Source organism: Micromonospora sp. WMMD737 (assembly GCF_049179055.1).
Lineage (GTDB): Bacteria > Actinomycetota > Actinomycetes > Mycobacteriales > Micromonosporaceae > Micromonospora > Micromonospora reichwaldensis.
Genome location: NZ_JBMHMH010000001.1, coordinates 1,440,649 through 1,455,787 on the forward strand (window position 1 = coordinate 1,440,649; position 15,139 = coordinate 1,455,787).

A 15,139-nucleotide genomic window follows, 5' to 3' on the forward strand; every position below is an offset into this window, starting at 1 on the left:
GGGTCACTCCGCCCCGAGGCCGGGCCGGCCGCCCGACCGGGTCAGGCCAGCAGTTCGCGCATCCGGTCGATCTCGACGGTCTGCTCGGTGGCGACGGAGTTGGCGAACTCCGCCAGGGTGAGGTCGGCGCCGACCTTGAGCAGGTCCGTGGCCATCTGGACCGCGCCCTGGTGGTGCTCCGTCATCATCCGCACGAAGAGCCGGTCGAACTCGGCGCCCCGCGCGGCCGCGAGCTGCCGGATGGCCTCGGGCGTCTGCATGCCCCGCATGCCGTCGTGGTCGTGCCCGGCCACCTCGGTGGAGAGCCCGCGCGCCTGTAGCCAGCCCCGCATCAGGCCGATCTCGGGGCCCTGGCTGGCCCGGATCCGCTCGGCGAGGGCGCGCAGGGCCGGGTTGCCGGCGCGGTCACCGGCCATCTCCGCCATCTCCAGCGCCTGGGCGTGGTGCGGGATCATCATCCGGACGAACCAGACGTCCATCGAGTTGTGCCGGGCCGCGGTCGCGTCGGGCAGCTCCTCGGCGGGCCGGACCGCGGCGGTCTCGCCGGGCCGACCGGGAACGATCACCGCGGGTCGGCTCGGACCGGCCGGGGCGGACGTCGGGGCGGCGGCCTGTCCCGCCGGCACCGCGGTCGGGCCGCCGGCGGAACGGGACAGGAGGACGACCGCCACCGTCAGCAGACACGCGGCTGTGACGACGGCGAGGATCCGCGCGCGCGGGTTGGTCATGGGCCACTCCCCCCGGTAGAGGTCATGGCGATGCTATCCATCGATGAACGGGCTAAGATGTGACTCACATCACATCGATGGAACTCTTTGGGTTGTAAGGTGTGCACCATCGTCATCCCCTTGCGAAGGACGTCGCCGATGACCAGTTTCCGCACCTTGCGGGCCAGGCGGCTCACCACCGTGAGCCTGGCCGCGGCCGGTCTACTCCTCGCCAGCGTCGCCACCGCCACGCCGGGAACTGCCGGCGTGGCGGCACAGTCCGCCCCCTCGGGCACGGCGGACACCACCAACACCATCCCGGGCGTCGACGAGATCGTCAGCAGCCCCAACCTCCGGCAGGTCGCCAACCTGCCGAAGCAGGCTCCGCTGAACGCCACCAACAGCGACCTCGCCTTCCAGGGCCGCTACGCCTTCGCCGGCAACTACAACGGCTTCGTCGTCTACGACATCTCCCGGCCGACCGCGCCGACGGTGGTGTCGCAGGTCTACTGCCCCGGATCGCAGAACGACATCTCCGTCCACGGTGACCTGCTGTTCCTCTCCACCGACTCCTCCCGCAGCGACGACTCCTGCAACAGCACCAGCGCGCCGGCGACGGAGAAGGCGTCCTGGGAGGGCATCAAGGTCTTCGACATCAGCGACAAGGCCAACCCCCGCTACGTCAAGGCGGTGGAGACGGCCTGCGGGTCGCACACCCACACGCTGGTGCCGGGCAAGGACCGCAAGGCCGTCTACCTGTACGTCTCCTCCTACAGCCCGCGGGCGGAGTTCCCCGACTGCCAGCCCCCGCACGACTCCATCTCGATCGTGAAGGTGCCGGTGAAGTCGCCCACGGACGCGGCGGTGGTGGCCACCCCGAACCTCTTCCCGGACGGCGGCTACGAGGGCCGGCCCGGCGGTTCGGCGACCACCGGCTGCCACGACATCACGGCGTACCCGGAGAAGAACCTCGCCGCGGGCGCGTGCATGGGCGACGGCGTGCTGATGGACATCTCGGACCGGGAGGCCCCCCGGCTGATCAACCGGGTCCGGGACACCGTCAACTTCGCGTTCTGGCACTCGGCCACGTTCAACAACGCCGGCACCAAGGTGGTCTTCACCGACGAGCTGGGCGGCGGCAGCGCGGCCACCTGCAACGAGGCCGTCGGACCGGAGCGGGGCGCCAACGCCATCTACGACATCACCGGTCGCGGCGACGCCCGGACGATGGTCTTCCGCAGCTACTACAAGATCCCCCGGATGAACGCCGACACCGAGAACTGCGTGGCGCACAACGGCTCGCTGATCCCGGTGCTCGGGCGCGACATCATGGTCCAGGCGTGGTACCAGGGCGGCATCTCCGTCTGGGACTTCACCGACTCGGCCGACCCGCAGGAGATCGCGTTCTGGGAGCGGGGTCCGATCTCGATCGACCGGCTCGTCGGCGGCGGCTCCTGGTCGGCGTACCACTACAACGGCTACATCTACTCCAACGACATGGCCAAGGGCCTCGACGTCCTCAAGCTGACCGACTGGCGGACCTGGACGGCGAACCTCGTCCGCTACCGCGAGCTGAACGTGCAGACCCAGCCCAGCTACCTGAGCTGGTAGTCGCAGCGCGCCGACGGGCCCGACCCCACGGGGGTCGGGCCCGTTCGTGTCCCTCGTGGACGCGCCGGTCAGCCGGCCGGCGGAAACGGGTCGTCCTGGTAGGTGTACTCCGTCTCGATCTTGCCGTCGGACGTGTGCACGACGAGCTGGCTCGGCTCGTTGCCGTGCGCCGCCCGGCGCCCCGCCTCGACGGCGAGCTGCTTGGTGTCGAACGTGCCGACGACCTGGTTGCCCTGCTCGACCTTCCAGCCGCCGTCGTTCGGTACGACGTGGTACTGGTTGCGCTTCATGTCAGTCACCCGCCTCTCGGTCAGGCCACCGGGATACCCGGGCCCCGGAGGTGGAAAACCCTCCTCCGTGGACAAACCGTCCGTCGCCGCCGCCCGGAGGGTGCTGACCACCCGTTACGTGGCCGGGATCCGGTCGAGCTGCGCGCGGATCGCCTCCGGCGTCAGCGCGGGCCGGCCGCCCGGGTGCCCGACGGTGGCGCCGGCCGCCGCGACCGCGTGCCGGGCGACCCGCTCCCGGGGCTCGCCGCGCAGCACGCCGAGGGTCAGCGCGGCGACGAACGCGTCCCCGGCACCGGTGTCGTCCACGGTGGGCGTCTCGCTCAGCGGCACGAACAGCTCGCCGTCCGGCCAGACGAACGCGTTGCCCTTCCCGGCCACCTCGACGGCCAGCAGCGACGGGCCGCGGCGCAGCAGCTCACGCCCGGCGGCGAGCCCCGCCTCGACGTCGCGCGGCGCGTGGCCGGTGATCAGCTCGACCTCCTGCGCGTCGGCCCGCAGCACGTCGGCGAGGGCGAGCAGCGCGTCGGCGTCGGCCGCGTCGGTCGGCGCGCCGTCGAGCACGACCAGCCGGCCGGCCTCCCGGGCGGTCCGGGCCGCGGCCAGGGCGGCCCGCGCCGGCTGCTGGAGCTGCACCAGTACGGCCCGCGCGGCCCGCAGCGCGGATGCCGCCCCGGCGACGTCGTCGCAGGTGAGCAGGGTGGCCTCGGCAACGTCCTCGAGGTAGCGCCAGTCGGCGTCGGCGTCCACCACGTCGACGATGAGCGCGGTCGGCGTGCCGGGCCGGCGCCGTACCCACTGGACGTCGATGCCGTCGGCCCGCGCCAGCGCCAGCAGGCGCTCCCCCACCTCGTCGTCGCCGACCACCCCGAGCAGGCCGACGGCGGCGCCGAGCTGCGCCAGCCCGACGGCCTGGTTGGCCCCCTTGCCGCCGAGCAGCTCGCGCCGCCGCCGTACCGGTGCGGTCCCGCCGGCCTCCGGCACCTCGTCCACCCGCAGCACGAGGTCCCGCGCCACCTGCCCGACCACCATCACGTCCAGTCCCGCCATGCCCGGACCACTACCCGCGGGCGCCCGGGTTGATCCGCACCGGGCGGTAGGCGTCGCCGGTCGCGTGGCGCGCCCCGGCCGACGACGCGAGGGGTGGGTGGCGCGCGGTCAACCGGGCAGCGGCGCCTCGTCGCCGCGCGTGCGGCGCGGCCCGACCAGCCGGCGCACCATCGGGGCGGCGTTCCACTTCGCCGCGCCCACCAGGTCGCGGGCGTGCTCCAGGACGGTGTAGTCGGGCCGGGCCCGGCCGTCGGCGATGGCCCGGTCCAGGTCGTTGCCGCACCGGGTCAGCACGCTGTCGAAGTCGCGGCGCACCGGTTCGAGCAGGTGGTAGCCGAACGAGCGGTGCAGCCGGGCGAAGAGCGGCTTGTAGAGCCGGGCCCGCTCGTGCAGCCCCGAGGAGTACGACATCGGGTTCTTCGGCCGGCGCCGGACGTAGTCGGGCAGCAGGTCGGCGAAGGCCCGGCGGACGATCCACTTCTCCTGCCCGTCGCGCATCTTCAGCCCGATCGGCAGCCGCATCGCCAGCTCGACCAGGCTCAGGTCGAGAAACGGCACGCGGGCCTCCACCCCGTGCCCCATGCTGGCCCGGTCGACGCGCTGCAACTCCGTACGGCAGAGGTTGCGGATCTTGTGCAGGAAGAGCCGGCGGGACGCCTCGGGGCCGACCTCGTGGTACATCGGGTAGCCGCCGAACAGCTCGTCGGAGCCGTCGCCGGTGAGCACCACCTTCACGCCCAGCTCCCGCAGCCGGCGGAACAGCGGCACGGTGACCACCGCGTTGATGATGTCGCCGTACTCGGTCAGCTCGGACATCCGGATGGCCTCCCGGATGTCGGCCAGCCGGATGTCGCGCGGGCGCAGCTCGACCACCTCGTGCGGCACCCCCAGGTCCTTCGCGAGCCGCCGCGCGTACGCGACGTCGGGGCTGTCGGGCACACCGACCGTGACGGCGACGCAGTCGGGGTGCATCTCGCGCACGTGCAGCAGGGCCAGCGAGCTGTCCAGCCCGCCGGAGAGCACCACCCCGACGGTGAGGTCGGTGTCCACCCGCATCCGGATGCTGTCGGTGAGGGCGGCACGGACGAGCAGGGCGGCCTCGTCCGGGTCGTCCACCACCGGCAGCCCGTCGCCGAGGGTGAGCAGGTCGACGTACGCGCGCAGCCGGACCGGCCCGTCGGGCTCGACCCAGCCGTGGTGCCCGGGCGGCACCTCGACGATCGGCACGCGGTGCCCGACCAGCGCCTTGACCTCGCTGGCGACGTGCAGGCAGCCGGGCGTCCGGGCCCAGTACAACGGCTTGACGCCGAGCGGGTCCCGGACCAGGTAGGCCCGGCCGGTGGCCCGTTCCACGACGGCGAAGGCGTACTCGCCGCGCAGCCGGGTCACCATGCCCTCGCCCCACTGCAGGAACGCGGCGAGCACCACCTCGGTGTCGCCGGTGCCGCGGAAGCGGTGTCCCAGCCGGACCAGTTCCGCGCGCAGCTCAGGATGGTTGAAGACCTCGCCGTTATAGCAGAGCAGCCACCGCTCGTCGGCGGAGGCCCACGGCTGCACGGCGCGTTCGCGGTCCACGATCGGCAGCCGGCGGGTGCCGGTGAGCAGGCCGTTCTCGTAGCGGGTCTCGGTGACCTCGCCGCGTGGGGCGAGGGTGGCGAGCATCCGCCGGAAGATCGTCGGATCGGCCTCGGGGCCGAGGCTCAACGCGATGCCGCACATCGGCTCAGACCCCCATCTCGGCTTCGTACGCCCGGCGCAGCCGCCGCCGCGCCGCCGGCGCGAGGCAGACGTGCCAGGCCTGGCCCTCGTCGACCACGTTGACCTCGCCGGCCCGCTGCCGGGCCAGCAGCAGCTCGGCCAGGGTGTCCCGCGCGCCGAAGCGACCGAACCACTCCATCTCGACGTCGACCGCCCAGCCGAGGCAGTGCCCGCTGGGCATCATGGCCGCGTACCCGAGTCGGCGCAGCCGGTGCTGGTGCTCGGCGCTGCGGACCAGGCTGGTCACCCACAGCGGCGGCGTGGCGGGCGGGGTGCTGGCGGCGAACTGCCGGGCGACGTCGTTGAGCAGCGCCACCATCTCGCGGCGGGCCCGCCGGAACCGCAGTCCGGCGGTGCGCGGCGTGGCGTCGGGCCGCAGCCGGCGCCGTGCCGCCCGCAGCCCGCGGCGGAGCAACGTCCGTGGCTGCTCGGTGTAGCGGAAGCGCAGCAGGTCCCGGCGGCGCAGCCACTCCAGGTCCACCAGCTCGGGGCTGGCGTCGACCTGGGCGTCGGTGAGGTAGGTCGGGGCATCGCGCCACCACATCACGTCGACGCGGGAGAGCAGGTAGATCCGGACCAGCGCGGTGAGGTCGGCGGCGGAGCTGCGCGCGTTGGGCTGGTAGCGCGCCATCTCCAGCAGCAGCGTCTCGCGGGCGCCGACGAGCCCCTGCGGGGTGGCGTCGAGCACTGCGGCGATCGCGGGCTCGCGCAGTCGGTCGTCGATCAGCACCTGCCGCGCGGCGGTGCAGGACGCGCCGGCCAGGGCGCCGACCTCGACCAGCAGCTCGGCCACGGCCGCCCGGTAGGCGTCGAGGTCCGGCACGGCGGCGGGCCGCGCCGGGGTGGAGAACGCGCGCCGCCGGGCCGGGGCAGCGGGTGTGACGGAGGAGCCGGGCTGCTGTCCCGGGCTTCGGCTGGGCACTCGCATGGTCGGGTCCTCTCTCCCGTCACGACATCACTGTGCATCGCCCTGCACACACCGTAATCGGGCCGGACGGGAGAAGTCCGAACAATCCTCCTATCTACTCCTATGGAATGGCCATGGGGTGCGGCCGGGCACGAACCGCTACGGCCGGGACGCCGCGCTCAACCCCTGCACCTCGGCGTACGAGGGCGGTTCCGGGTGCGACCCGCCGCCGGCCCGGACGGCGTCCAGGGTGTCCAGGGCGGCGCCGAGCGCGGCCCGGAACAGCAGCGAGCCCGTGCTGACCCGGGCCACGCCGAGCGCCCCCAGTTCGGCGAGGGTGGGTCCGCCCGGCCGGTGCAGCACATTCAGGGGCAGGTCGATGCCGGCGACGAGCGCGCCGATCGTCCCGGCGTCCGGCGCCGCGGGCACGAAGATGCCGTCCGCGCCGGCGGCCGCGTAGGTACGGGCCCGGGCGAGGGCCTGCGGCAGCGGGTCGGGGGTGCCGAGCCACCACGTGTCGGTGCGGGCGTTGACGAACAGGTCCGGCACCGCGGCCTTGACGGCGGCCACCTTGGCCGCCGTCAGCTCCGTCGGGTCGAGGGTGCCGTCGGCGCGGCCGTCCTCGATGTTGATCCCGACGACGCCCAGGGCGGCCAGTTCGGCCGCCAGGTCGGCGACGGCCGCCGGGTCGTCGTCGCAGCCCGCCTCCACGTCGACGCTGAGCAGCACCGGAAGCCTGCGCAACGCCCGGGCCAGCCGGACGTTCTCGGTCCGGGTGGCCGCCGCCGCGTCCGGCAGGCCCGCGGCCGCCGCGACGCCGAGGCTCGTGGTGCCGACCGCCTCATGTCCGCGCGCGACGAACGCGGCGGCGCTGGCGTAATCCCAGGCGTTGGGCAGCAGCAGCGGCCGATCGGCGTGGTGCAGGGCGTGGAAGGCGGCACAGCGCTCGTTCATCGGATCTCCAAGTCGATCGTCGTCGGGACGCGCAGCAGCGCGTGTGGTTCGTGGGTCAGCGGGGCGGGCACGGTCCGGCAGCGGTGGCGCAGCACCCGCACCACCCCCGTGGCCAGGGCCACGGCGTGCCGCTCGCCGGGGCAGCCGCGCGGTCCCGCGCCGAAGGTCAGTGCCGCGCCGGGCCGGCCGGGCGTGAACCGGTCCGGGTCGGCGTGCGCGGCGGGATCCCGGTTGGCGGCGTCGAAGCGCAGCAGCACCTCCTCGCCCGCCGCCAGGTCGCGGCCGGCCAGCCGTGCCGGCGCGACCGCGACCCGCCGGGTCCCCCGCACCGGCGGGTCGAGCCGGAGCACCTCGGCGACCAGGTCGCCGGTCGACACGGTCGCGGGCAGTGCCAGGCCGTGGCCGGTCGCGGCGCCGATCAGCCCGGCGGTCGCGTCGCATGCCTGCACCAGCAGCCCGATCCGGTTCGCCACCGCCTCGGGCGGGCCCGGCGGCGTCATGCCGAGCAGCGCCGAGACAGCCCGGTCGGCTGCGGCGACCCGCGCCGCGTCGGCGCCGGGGTGGTAGGCCGCCGCCACGGCGGTCACCGCCGGCACGGCCGCCACCGGATCGGCGAGCCCGAGCCACGCCGCCAGCACCCGCAGCGGTACGTGGCGCGCGAGCCGGGACATCACCTCCAGCCGGTCGCCGGCACGGTCGAGCACCTCCCCGGTGAGCCGGGCCGCGGCAGCACGCAGTTCGTCGTGATCGACCGCGGCCAGCGCGGCGACCCCGGCGGCCCGGCGGGCCGGGTGCCGGTGCGGGGCGCTGAACCGGCTGACGGTGCCGCGCAGCCAGGCCAGCGTGCCGGGCGCCCCACCCGGGGCGACGGGCACCTGACAGGCCGGGTCGGCGAGCACCGCCCGCACGTCGGCGTGGCGGGTCACCGTCCAACCGGTGTCAGGGTGACGGGTGGGCGGTCCGCACGGTGGGGTGTCGGGCGCGGGCGCGATCACGAGGTCGTCGACGGTCACCGGGCGACGGTAGGGCCGCGACACTTCGGCCGCCCCCGAAATGTCCGCCACCGAGCACGAGCGGCGCCACGACCCGCGGGCCGAGCGGACCGGAACCCGCGCCTTCGCACCAGACGAGCACGGTGGACACCAGGGCGCGTCGGCCGCGCCACCGGCCGCCGCGTCGGAGCGCTGGGCTGACACTGCCGACGGATACTCGGCGCTGCAGGCCGGCTTCGATCATGCAGTTATGGTGGGCGTCGTGTCCGGATCGCACCCTATCGGGACGCCACAATTGCATGATCGACCCGGGCTGCCCGGGGAGGCGGGGGATCTTGGTAAGGGAGGGCCCCTGGGGCGGCCGTTGCGTGCCAAGATCCCGGACGCGCCGGGCGGATGCCGCAGCTCTCGACCCCTTCGCTTTGCATGCTCGGACGCACCAGCTACGGAATGTAAGCGAAGGCGTGCATCTCCAGAGCGCACGTGCCAGGAAAGGCCAGCTCAGGGGCATGGTGCGTCGATGGGTGCAGAGCAAAGGGGGTCGACGGACCCACGCGGCCGGAGCGTCGACCGCTACGGTCAGCAACAATCCCCAATCATTACCGTCAGTTATGCGACGCGAGAGGCGCGAGAGGCGCGAGAGGCGCGAGAGGCGCGAGAGGCGCGAGAGGCGCGAGAGGCGCGAGAGGCGCGAGAGGCGCGAGAGGCGCGAGAGGCGCGAGAGGCGCGAGAGGCGCGAGAGGCGCGAGAGGCGCGAGAGGCGCGAGAGGCGCGAGAGGCGCGAGAGGCGCGAGAGGCGCGAGAGGCGCGAGAGGCGCGAGAGGCGCGAGAGGCGCGAGAGGCGCGAGAGGCGCGAGAGGCGCGAGAGGCGCGAGAGGCGCGAGAGGCGCGAGAGGCGCGAGAGGCGCGAGAGGCGCGAGAGGCGCGAGAGGCGCGAGAGGCGCGAGAGGCGCGAGAGGCGCGAGAGGCGCGAGAGGCGCGAGAGGCGCGAGAGGCGCGAGAGGCGCGAGAGGCGCGAGAGGCGCGAGAGGCGCGAGACTGCCGGGTCTCCCGAAGGCCGGCCTCGACGTGCCGTCCGAACAGGCCCCGCACGTGACGCACCGACCGACGGCAACAGGCGTGTCGCGCGGCTCGCGCTTCGGGCCCATCGCGGCAGTCAGGCGCGGCCGCCGCCGGTGTCCGGCGCCGCGTCCGGCGCGAGGTCGGCCGGGGCGAGGCCGAACGCGGCAGCGAGCGCCGGGCCGCCGGCCGGGGTCAGCCGGAGCGACCGGTCGCCGCCCCGGACCAGCCAGCCCGCGTCGAGGAACCGGCCGCACAGCGCCGCGCCGAGCGCACCGGCCAGGTGCGGGCGGCGCTCGGTCCAGTCCAGGCAGTCGCGCACGAGGGGGCGGCGCGCGGACCGCAGCGGGTCGAGGGGCACCCCCAACCCGTCCAGCCAGCCCAGCCCGGCCGGGGTCAGCGCCAGCCCGCCGGCGTCGTCGAGCAGCCCGCGCGCCAGCAGCCGGTCGCGCAGCAGCACCCCGAGGCGTCCGGCCAGGTGGTCGTAGCAGGTGCGGGCGTACGCCAGGGCGGCGCCGGCGCGGGCGGCGCGCAGCGAGCGGGCCGGCTCCGGCCGACCGGGGGCGTGGCCGGCCAGGTCCTCGACGAGTTGGGCGACCGAGGGACCGGCGAGCCGGAGGTAGCGGTGCCTGCCCTGCCGCTCCTCGACCAGCAGGCCGCCCCGGACCAGGCGAGTGAGGTGGTCACTGGCCGTGGAGGGTGCCACGCCGGCGAGCCGGGCCAACTCCCCGGCCGTCCACGCCCGGCCGTCGAGCAGGGCCAGGCAGATGGTGGCCCGGGTGTCGTCGGCGAGCAGGGTGGCGAGCCGGGCAAGGGCCCGGCCCCGCGTGGTGGCGGTGGTCACCGCCCCATGTTGACACGGGCACCCTTCGGCGCCCGCCGAACGTTCGTCGAGCCTTTACAACGTTGTATCCAACGTTGTACAAACGGACTCGCACCGATCCTGATCGAACTCCCGCACCCGAGGCAGGTCTGATGCGACATCTCCGCCGCGCCGGGGCGCTCGCCGCCGTCGTCGGTCTGGTCCTGGCCGCGACGGCGTCCGCGCCGGCCGCCGCCGCACCCGAGCCCCGCTACCGCAACCCCGTCTCGGCCGGGTTCGCCGACACCTTCGCCGACCCCGTGATCGTCCGTGGTGAGGACGGTTTCTGGTACGCGTACGGCACCACCGACCCGCTGCGCGAGGGCGAGGGGACGTTCCACGGGGTCCCCATCGCCCGCTCGACCGACCTGGTCGGCTGGACGTACGTCGGAGACGCCTTCGGCGCCGGCCAACGCCCGGCGTACGCGGCTCCCGGCGCCGGCTTCTGGGCCCCCGACGTGCGCCGGATCGGCGACCGCTGGGTCATGTACGTGACCGTCACCGACACGACCGTGTCCCCCGACGGGGGCGACTTCGCCATCGGGGCGGCCACCGCGCCCACCCCGACCGGCCCGTGGACCTTCGCCGACGAGCCCGTGGTCGCGCCCCGCCCCGGCGGTGGCGGGGGCTGGCTGTGGACGATCGACCCGAGCCAGTTCACCGACATCGACGGCAGGCACTACCTCTACCACGGCAGCTACTACGGCGGCATCTCGGTGACCGAGCTCTCCGCCGACGGGCTGCGCGCGGTCGGCTCACCCACCCTGGTCGCCGTCGACAACAAGTTCGAGGGCAGCCACGTGGTACGCCACGACGGCTGGTACTACCTGTTCGCCTCCACGGCCAACTGCTGCGCCGGCCCGGCCACCGGCTACTCCGTGCACGTCGGCCGGTCCCGCGAACCGCGCGGGCCGTTCGTCGACCGTGACGGCATCTCGCTGACCGCCTCCCGGGCCGGCGGCACGCCGGTGCTCGCCCAGAACGGCAACCGGTGGATCGGCACCGGCCACAACGGCTTCCTCACCGACCTCTCCGGCCAGGACTGGATCGTCTACCACGCGATCGACCGCGCCGACCCGTACCTGGACGAGCCGTTCGGCATCAACGAGCGGCCGATGCTGCTGGACCGCCTCGACTGGATCGACGGCTGGCCGACGGTGAACGCCGGTGCCGGCCCCTCCGACGGCCCACGGCCCGCGCCGGTCACCACCGGGCGGGTGGACGAGCGCTTCGACGCCGGGCTGGCCGGCTGGCGACGCGGCTCCGGGGACTGGCGGGTCGCCGACGGCCGGCTCACCGGCAGCGGCGCGCTGACCAACCGTACGACCGTGGGCGGGGACCTGCGGGCGGAGGCCGACCTGCGGCTTCCGGCCGCCGGGGCGGCCGGGCTCACGCTCGGCGACCGGGTCTCGGTGCGGGTGGACGCCGCCGCCGGCCGGCTGGTCGTCGCCGACGGCGGGCGCACCGCGAGCGCGCCGCTGCCTGCCGGCTTCGACGCCGCGGCCGGGCACCACCTCGCCGTCGAGGTACGCGGCCGGGACCTGGTGGCCGAGTTGAGCCCGGCCCGGCTCGGCGACCAGCTGGCGGTGGTGTCGCTTCGGCTGGCGCGGCCGGTGGCCGGGCGGCTCACGCTCACCGCGACCGGCGGGGCCGCCGGGTTCGACAACGTCAGCGTCGCCCGCCTGCACCGGCCGGTGCGCCACGCCGTCGCCGAGCCGCGGGCGGGCCGCCTGCTGCCGGCGTTCTCCGACGAGTTCACCGGCGGGCTGGACCCGGCGTGGCGGTGGGTCCGGCCGGACCCGGCGGCCACCGTGTCCGGCGGGGCGCTGCGCTGGCCGGTGCAGGGCGCCGACCTGACCGGCACCGGCAACACCGCCGGCGTGCTGCTGCGCGACGCGCCGGGCGGCGACTACGTCGTGGAGACGAAGGTGACCCTGGACCTCGGCGAGGAGACCGTCCGCAACTACCAGCAGGCCGGGCTGGTCGCCTACGTCGACGACGACCGCTTCGCCCGGCTGGCGCAGGTCGCGATCTGGAACACCAGGCAGGTGGAGTACGGCTACGAGCTGCCCTTCGCCGGCCAGCCGGTCTACGGCGGCAACATCGTCGGCACCCCGGCGAGCACCACCTGGCTGCGGCTGGCGCACCGGGTCGACCCGGGCACCGGCGAGCACGAGTTCCGGGCCGGCTCCAGCCGCGACGGGCGGAACTGGACGTGGGGCGGGGTGTGGACCTTCCCGGCCGACACCACTCCCCGGATCGGGCTGGTCGCGCACGGCGGCGCCGACCCGGCGGTCACCGCGCACTTCGACTACCTGCGCTTCCACCGCTGACCCGAACACGATCGGGCCCTCACCGTCCGGTGGGGGCCCGATCCCGTTCCAGGCACCCGGCGGCGGGGCACCCTGGCGTCACGTGCGGCGGCCGGCGCTGCCGACGTGGCTCCCCCGGTGGTCACCTGCGGCGGCCGGCGCTGCCGAGCGGGCTGACCGTCCGGCTCTGTCCGTCGTAGCTGCGCCCGGCGACGAAGGCCCCGTCGGGGCGGCCGACGCCCGCCACGGCGCGCGCCAGCCGGCGATCGGCGTCGCGGAAGCGCAGCGCCAGGCTCAGGTGCGGGCGCCAGTGCCCCGGCGCGTGCCAGGGACGCTGTCCCGGGGCCCCGGCGAGGACGTCCCAGACCGACGCGTGCAGGGCGGTCAGCTCCGGCGACGGGTGCACCAGCCACACCAGCGGGGCGCTGCCGTCGAGCACCGCGATCCGGTCCAGCCGCACGGGCAGGGGCAACCCCGCGTCGAACAGGTCGGCCAGCCGCCGCTGCGCGCCGGGCGGGAACTCGTCGACCGCGGCGAGGGTCAGGTGCGGCCGGTTCGTCGGGTGGGCGTTGCGGGCCAGGCTGGGCAGCCCCACCGCGGCCAGCCGCTCCCAGGCGCCGCGCACGGCGGCCTCCAGGTCGGGCGAGCAGACCAGTTCGACCGTACGCACGCCGCCAGGCTAGCCCGCCGCAGCACGGCGACGGGCGCCCGCCGGACCCGGCGTGGGCGCTCGTTGTGCCGGTCGGCGAAACGGCGTCGCGGCGGTGATGAAAAGCTTGACGGCATGAGTTCCGCACCCGTACGGCACGACCCGCCCACCGAGCCCGGCCCCGACACCCTCGACGACACGAGCCCCTTCGCGGACCTCGGACTACGCGCCGAGCTGCTGGGCGCGCTGACCGCCCTGGGCTACGAGGAGCCCACTCCGATCCAGCGGGAGGCCATCCCACCCCTGCTGGCCGGTCGGGACCTGCTGGGCCAGGCCGCAACGGGTACGGGCAAGACGGCCGCCTTCGCGCTGCCGCTGTTGCAGCGGATGCCCGACGACCGGCCCGGCGGCGCCCCGGTGGCGCTCGTGCTGGTGCCCACCCGCGAGCTCGCGGTGCAGGTCTCCGAGGCGTTCCACCGCTACGGCAAGGACCTGGGCGCGCGGGTGCTGCCGATCTACGGCGGGCAGCCGATCGGCCGGCAGTTGCGCGCCCTGGACCTCGGCGTCGACGTCGTGGTCGCCACCCCCGGCCGGGCGCTGGACCACATCGCCCGGGGCACGCTCGACCTGGGCTCGCTGGCCACGGTGGTGCTCGACGAGGCCGACGAGATGCTCGACATGGGCTTCGCCGAGGACATCGAGGCGATCCTGGAGCACGCGCCGGAGCAGCGCCAGACGGTGCTCTTCTCGGCGACGATGCCGGCGCGCATCGACGGGCTGGCCCGCAAGCACCTCACCGACCCGGTACGCATCCTCATCGCCCGCGAGCAGCCGGTGGCCGGCGAGGCGCCCCGGGTGCGGCAGAGCGCGTACATCGTCGCCCGGGCGCACAAGCCGGCGGCGCTGGGCCGGGTGCTGGACGTCGAGTCCCCCACGGCGGCGATCGTCTTCTGCCGCAGCCGCGAGGAGGTCGACCGGCTCACCGAGACCATGAACGGCCGGGGCTACCGGGCCGAGGCGCTGCACGGCGGGATGAGCCAGGAGCAGCGCGACCGGGTGATGGGCCGGCTGCGCACGGGCACCGCCGACCTGCTGGTGGCCACCGACGTGGCCGCCCGCGGCCTCGACGTCGAGCAGCTCACCCACGTGGTCAACTACGACGTCCCGTCGGCCCCCGAGTCGTACGTGCACCGCATCGGCCGGGTCGGCCGGGCCGGGCGGGAGGGCGTGGCGATCACTCTCGCCGAGCCGCGCGAGCACCGGATGCTCAAGACCATCGAGCGGGTCACCGGCCAGCGCATCGCCATCGACAAGATCCCGACGGTGGCGGACATGCGCACCCGGCGGCTGGAGCTGACCCAGGGCGCGCTGCGGGAGAGCCTGCTGGAGGACGACCTCGACCCGTACCGGGCGATCGTCGAGTCGTTGACCGACGAGTTCGACCTGGTGGAGGTGGCCCTCGCCGCGGTGAAGCTGGCCCACGAGGCGACGTCGCCGGGCTCGGACGACGAGGAGGAGATCCCCCAGGTCCCCGTCCGGGGCCCGCGTGAGGGGCGGCCGGAGGCCGGTGGCCGGGGCGAGCGTCGGGGCGGTGCCCGGCCCCGTACCGGCGGCACCACCCAGGTCTTCATCGGGCTGGGCCGGCGCGCCGGGGTCCGCCCGCAGGACCTGGTGGGCGCGATCACCGGCGAGACGGGGGTCAGCGGCCGGGACATCGGCTCGATCGAGATCGCCGACCGGTTCTCGCTGGTGGAGGTGCCCCAGAGCGTCGCCGACGAGGTGATCGCCGGGCTGCGAGGCAGCACCATCAAGGGCCGCAAGGCGACCGTACGCCGGGACCGTGACGGCGACGGCGGCGGCGAGCGCCGCTTCGACGGGGCCGACCGGCGCGAGCGCCGCGACCGGGACTTCGACCGGCGCGACCGCCGCTGACCCGCGCGTCAGGAAGGGCCCCCTGCCATGCACCAGGCCTTGGCAGGGGGCCCTTCCTT

General features: G+C 75.0%; 12 protein-coding genes. 3 read left to right on the top strand and 9 right to left on the bottom strand.

Features of this window, described 5'->3' with window-relative positions:
• Window positions 1-41: 41 nt before the first annotated feature.
• Entirely contained in the window at window positions 42-728 is a 687-nt protein-coding gene (locus ACN27A_RS05590) for a DUF305 domain-containing protein (RefSeq protein WP_421450204.1), read from the bottom strand.
• A gap of 138 nt (window positions 729-866) precedes the next feature.
• Here ACN27A_RS05590 and ACN27A_RS05595 point away from each other — a divergent pair, with 138 nt between their 5' ends.
• Window positions 867-2,318, top strand: coding sequence for an LVIVD repeat-containing protein (locus tag ACN27A_RS05595; protein ID WP_421450205.1), 1,452 nt, complete (start codon window positions 867-869; stop codon window positions 2,316-2,318).
• A 68-nt stretch (window positions 2,319-2,386) separates the two neighbouring features.
• Here the strand turns inward: ACN27A_RS05595 and ACN27A_RS05600 are convergent, their stop codons facing one another.
• From ACN27A_RS05600 to ACN27A_RS05630, 7 genes are all read right to left on the bottom strand, one after another.
• Window positions 2,387-2,608, bottom strand: coding sequence for a DUF2188 domain-containing protein (locus ACN27A_RS05600; protein ID WP_421458375.1), 222 nt, complete (start codon window positions 2,606-2,608; stop codon window positions 2,387-2,389).
• A gap of 114 nt (window positions 2,609-2,722) precedes the next feature.
• Window positions 2,723-3,655 (bottom strand): PfkB family carbohydrate kinase, encoded by a 933-nt coding sequence (locus ACN27A_RS05605; protein WP_421450206.1) that lies wholly within the window; start codon window positions 3,653-3,655, stop codon window positions 2,723-2,725.
• Window positions 3,656-3,763: 108 nt separating this feature from the next.
• Complete coding sequence (locus ACN27A_RS05610) at window positions 3,764-5,374, bottom strand: asparagine synthetase B family protein (protein ID WP_421450207.1); 1,611 nt, start codon at window positions 5,372-5,374, stop codon at window positions 3,764-3,766.
• A 4-nt stretch (window positions 5,375-5,378) separates the two neighbouring features.
• A complete protein-coding gene (locus ACN27A_RS05615; RefSeq protein ID WP_421450208.1) occupies window positions 5,379-6,341 on the bottom strand; it encodes a DUF5715 family protein in 963 nt (320 codons plus the stop codon).
• Between the two features lie 138 nt (window positions 6,342-6,479).
• On the bottom strand, window positions 6,480-7,274 hold the full coding sequence (locus ACN27A_RS05620) for an isocitrate lyase/PEP mutase family protein (protein ID WP_421450209.1): 795 nt from the start codon (window positions 7,272-7,274) through the stop codon (window positions 6,480-6,482).
• Window positions 7,271-8,287 (bottom strand): cytochrome P450, encoded by a 1,017-nt coding sequence (locus tag ACN27A_RS05625; RefSeq protein WP_421450210.1) that lies wholly within the window; start codon window positions 8,285-8,287, stop codon window positions 7,271-7,273. Before ACN27A_RS05625 ends, ACN27A_RS05620 begins: the two co-directional genes overlap by 4 nt.
• A gap of 1,135 nt (window positions 8,288-9,422) precedes the next feature.
• Complete coding sequence (locus tag ACN27A_RS05630) at window positions 9,423-10,169, bottom strand: ArsR/SmtB family transcription factor (RefSeq protein ID WP_357576235.1); 747 nt, start codon at window positions 10,167-10,169, stop codon at window positions 9,423-9,425.
• 131 nt (window positions 10,170-10,300) lie between these two features.
• Between ACN27A_RS05630 and ACN27A_RS05635 the strand changes: the two genes are divergently transcribed.
• A complete protein-coding gene (locus ACN27A_RS05635; protein ID WP_421450211.1) occupies window positions 10,301-12,520 on the top strand; it encodes a family 43 glycosylhydrolase in 2,220 nt (739 codons plus the stop codon).
• 121 nt (window positions 12,521-12,641) lie between these two features.
• On the opposite strand, the gene ACN27A_RS05640 is transcribed toward ACN27A_RS05635, so the two are convergent.
• The gene (locus tag ACN27A_RS05640) at window positions 12,642-13,169 is read right to left on the bottom strand and encodes a 2'-5' RNA ligase family protein (RefSeq protein WP_421450212.1); all 528 of its coding nucleotides are present in this window, start codon (window positions 13,167-13,169) and stop codon (window positions 12,642-12,644) included.
• A 114-nt stretch (window positions 13,170-13,283) separates the two neighbouring features.
• Here ACN27A_RS05640 and ACN27A_RS05645 point away from each other — a divergent pair, with 114 nt between their 5' ends.
• Window positions 13,284-15,080, top strand: coding sequence for a DEAD/DEAH box helicase (locus ACN27A_RS05645; RefSeq protein ID WP_421450213.1), 1,797 nt, complete (start codon window positions 13,284-13,286; stop codon window positions 15,078-15,080).
• The last annotated feature ends 59 nt before the right edge of the window (window positions 15,081-15,139 follow it).

Bases quoted from the DNA above. Each gene is read 5' to 3' on its own strand.
- ACN27A_RS05595 (WP_421450205.1), top strand. From the start codon at position 867: ATGACCAGTTTCCGCACCTTGCGGGCCAGGCGGCTCACCACCGTGAGC.
- ACN27A_RS05610 (WP_421450207.1), bottom strand. From the start codon at position 5,374: ATGTGCGGCATCGCGTTGAGCCTCGGCCCCGAGGCCGATCCGACGATC.
- ACN27A_RS05620 (WP_421450209.1), bottom strand. From the start codon at position 7,274: ATGAACGAGCGCTGTGCCGCCTTCCACGCCCTGCACCACGCCGATCGG.
- ACN27A_RS05590 (WP_421450204.1), bottom strand. From the start codon at position 728: ATGACCAACCCGCGCGCGCGGATCCTCGCCGTCGTCACAGCCGCGTGT.
- ACN27A_RS05615 (WP_421450208.1), bottom strand. From the start codon at position 6,341: ATGCGAGTGCCCAGCCGAAGCCCGGGACAGCAGCCCGGCTCCTCCGTC.
- ACN27A_RS05635 (WP_421450211.1), top strand. From the start codon at position 10,301: ATGCGACATCTCCGCCGCGCCGGGGCGCTCGCCGCCGTCGTCGGTCTG.
- ACN27A_RS05605 (WP_421450206.1), bottom strand. From the start codon at position 3,655: ATGGCGGGACTGGACGTGATGGTGGTCGGGCAGGTGGCGCGGGACCTC.
- ACN27A_RS05645 (WP_421450213.1), top strand. From the start codon at position 13,284: ATGAGTTCCGCACCCGTACGGCACGACCCGCCCACCGAGCCCGGCCCC.
- ACN27A_RS05600 (WP_421458375.1), bottom strand. From the start codon at position 2,608: ATGAAGCGCAACCAGTACCACGTCGTACCGAACGACGGCGGCTGGAAG.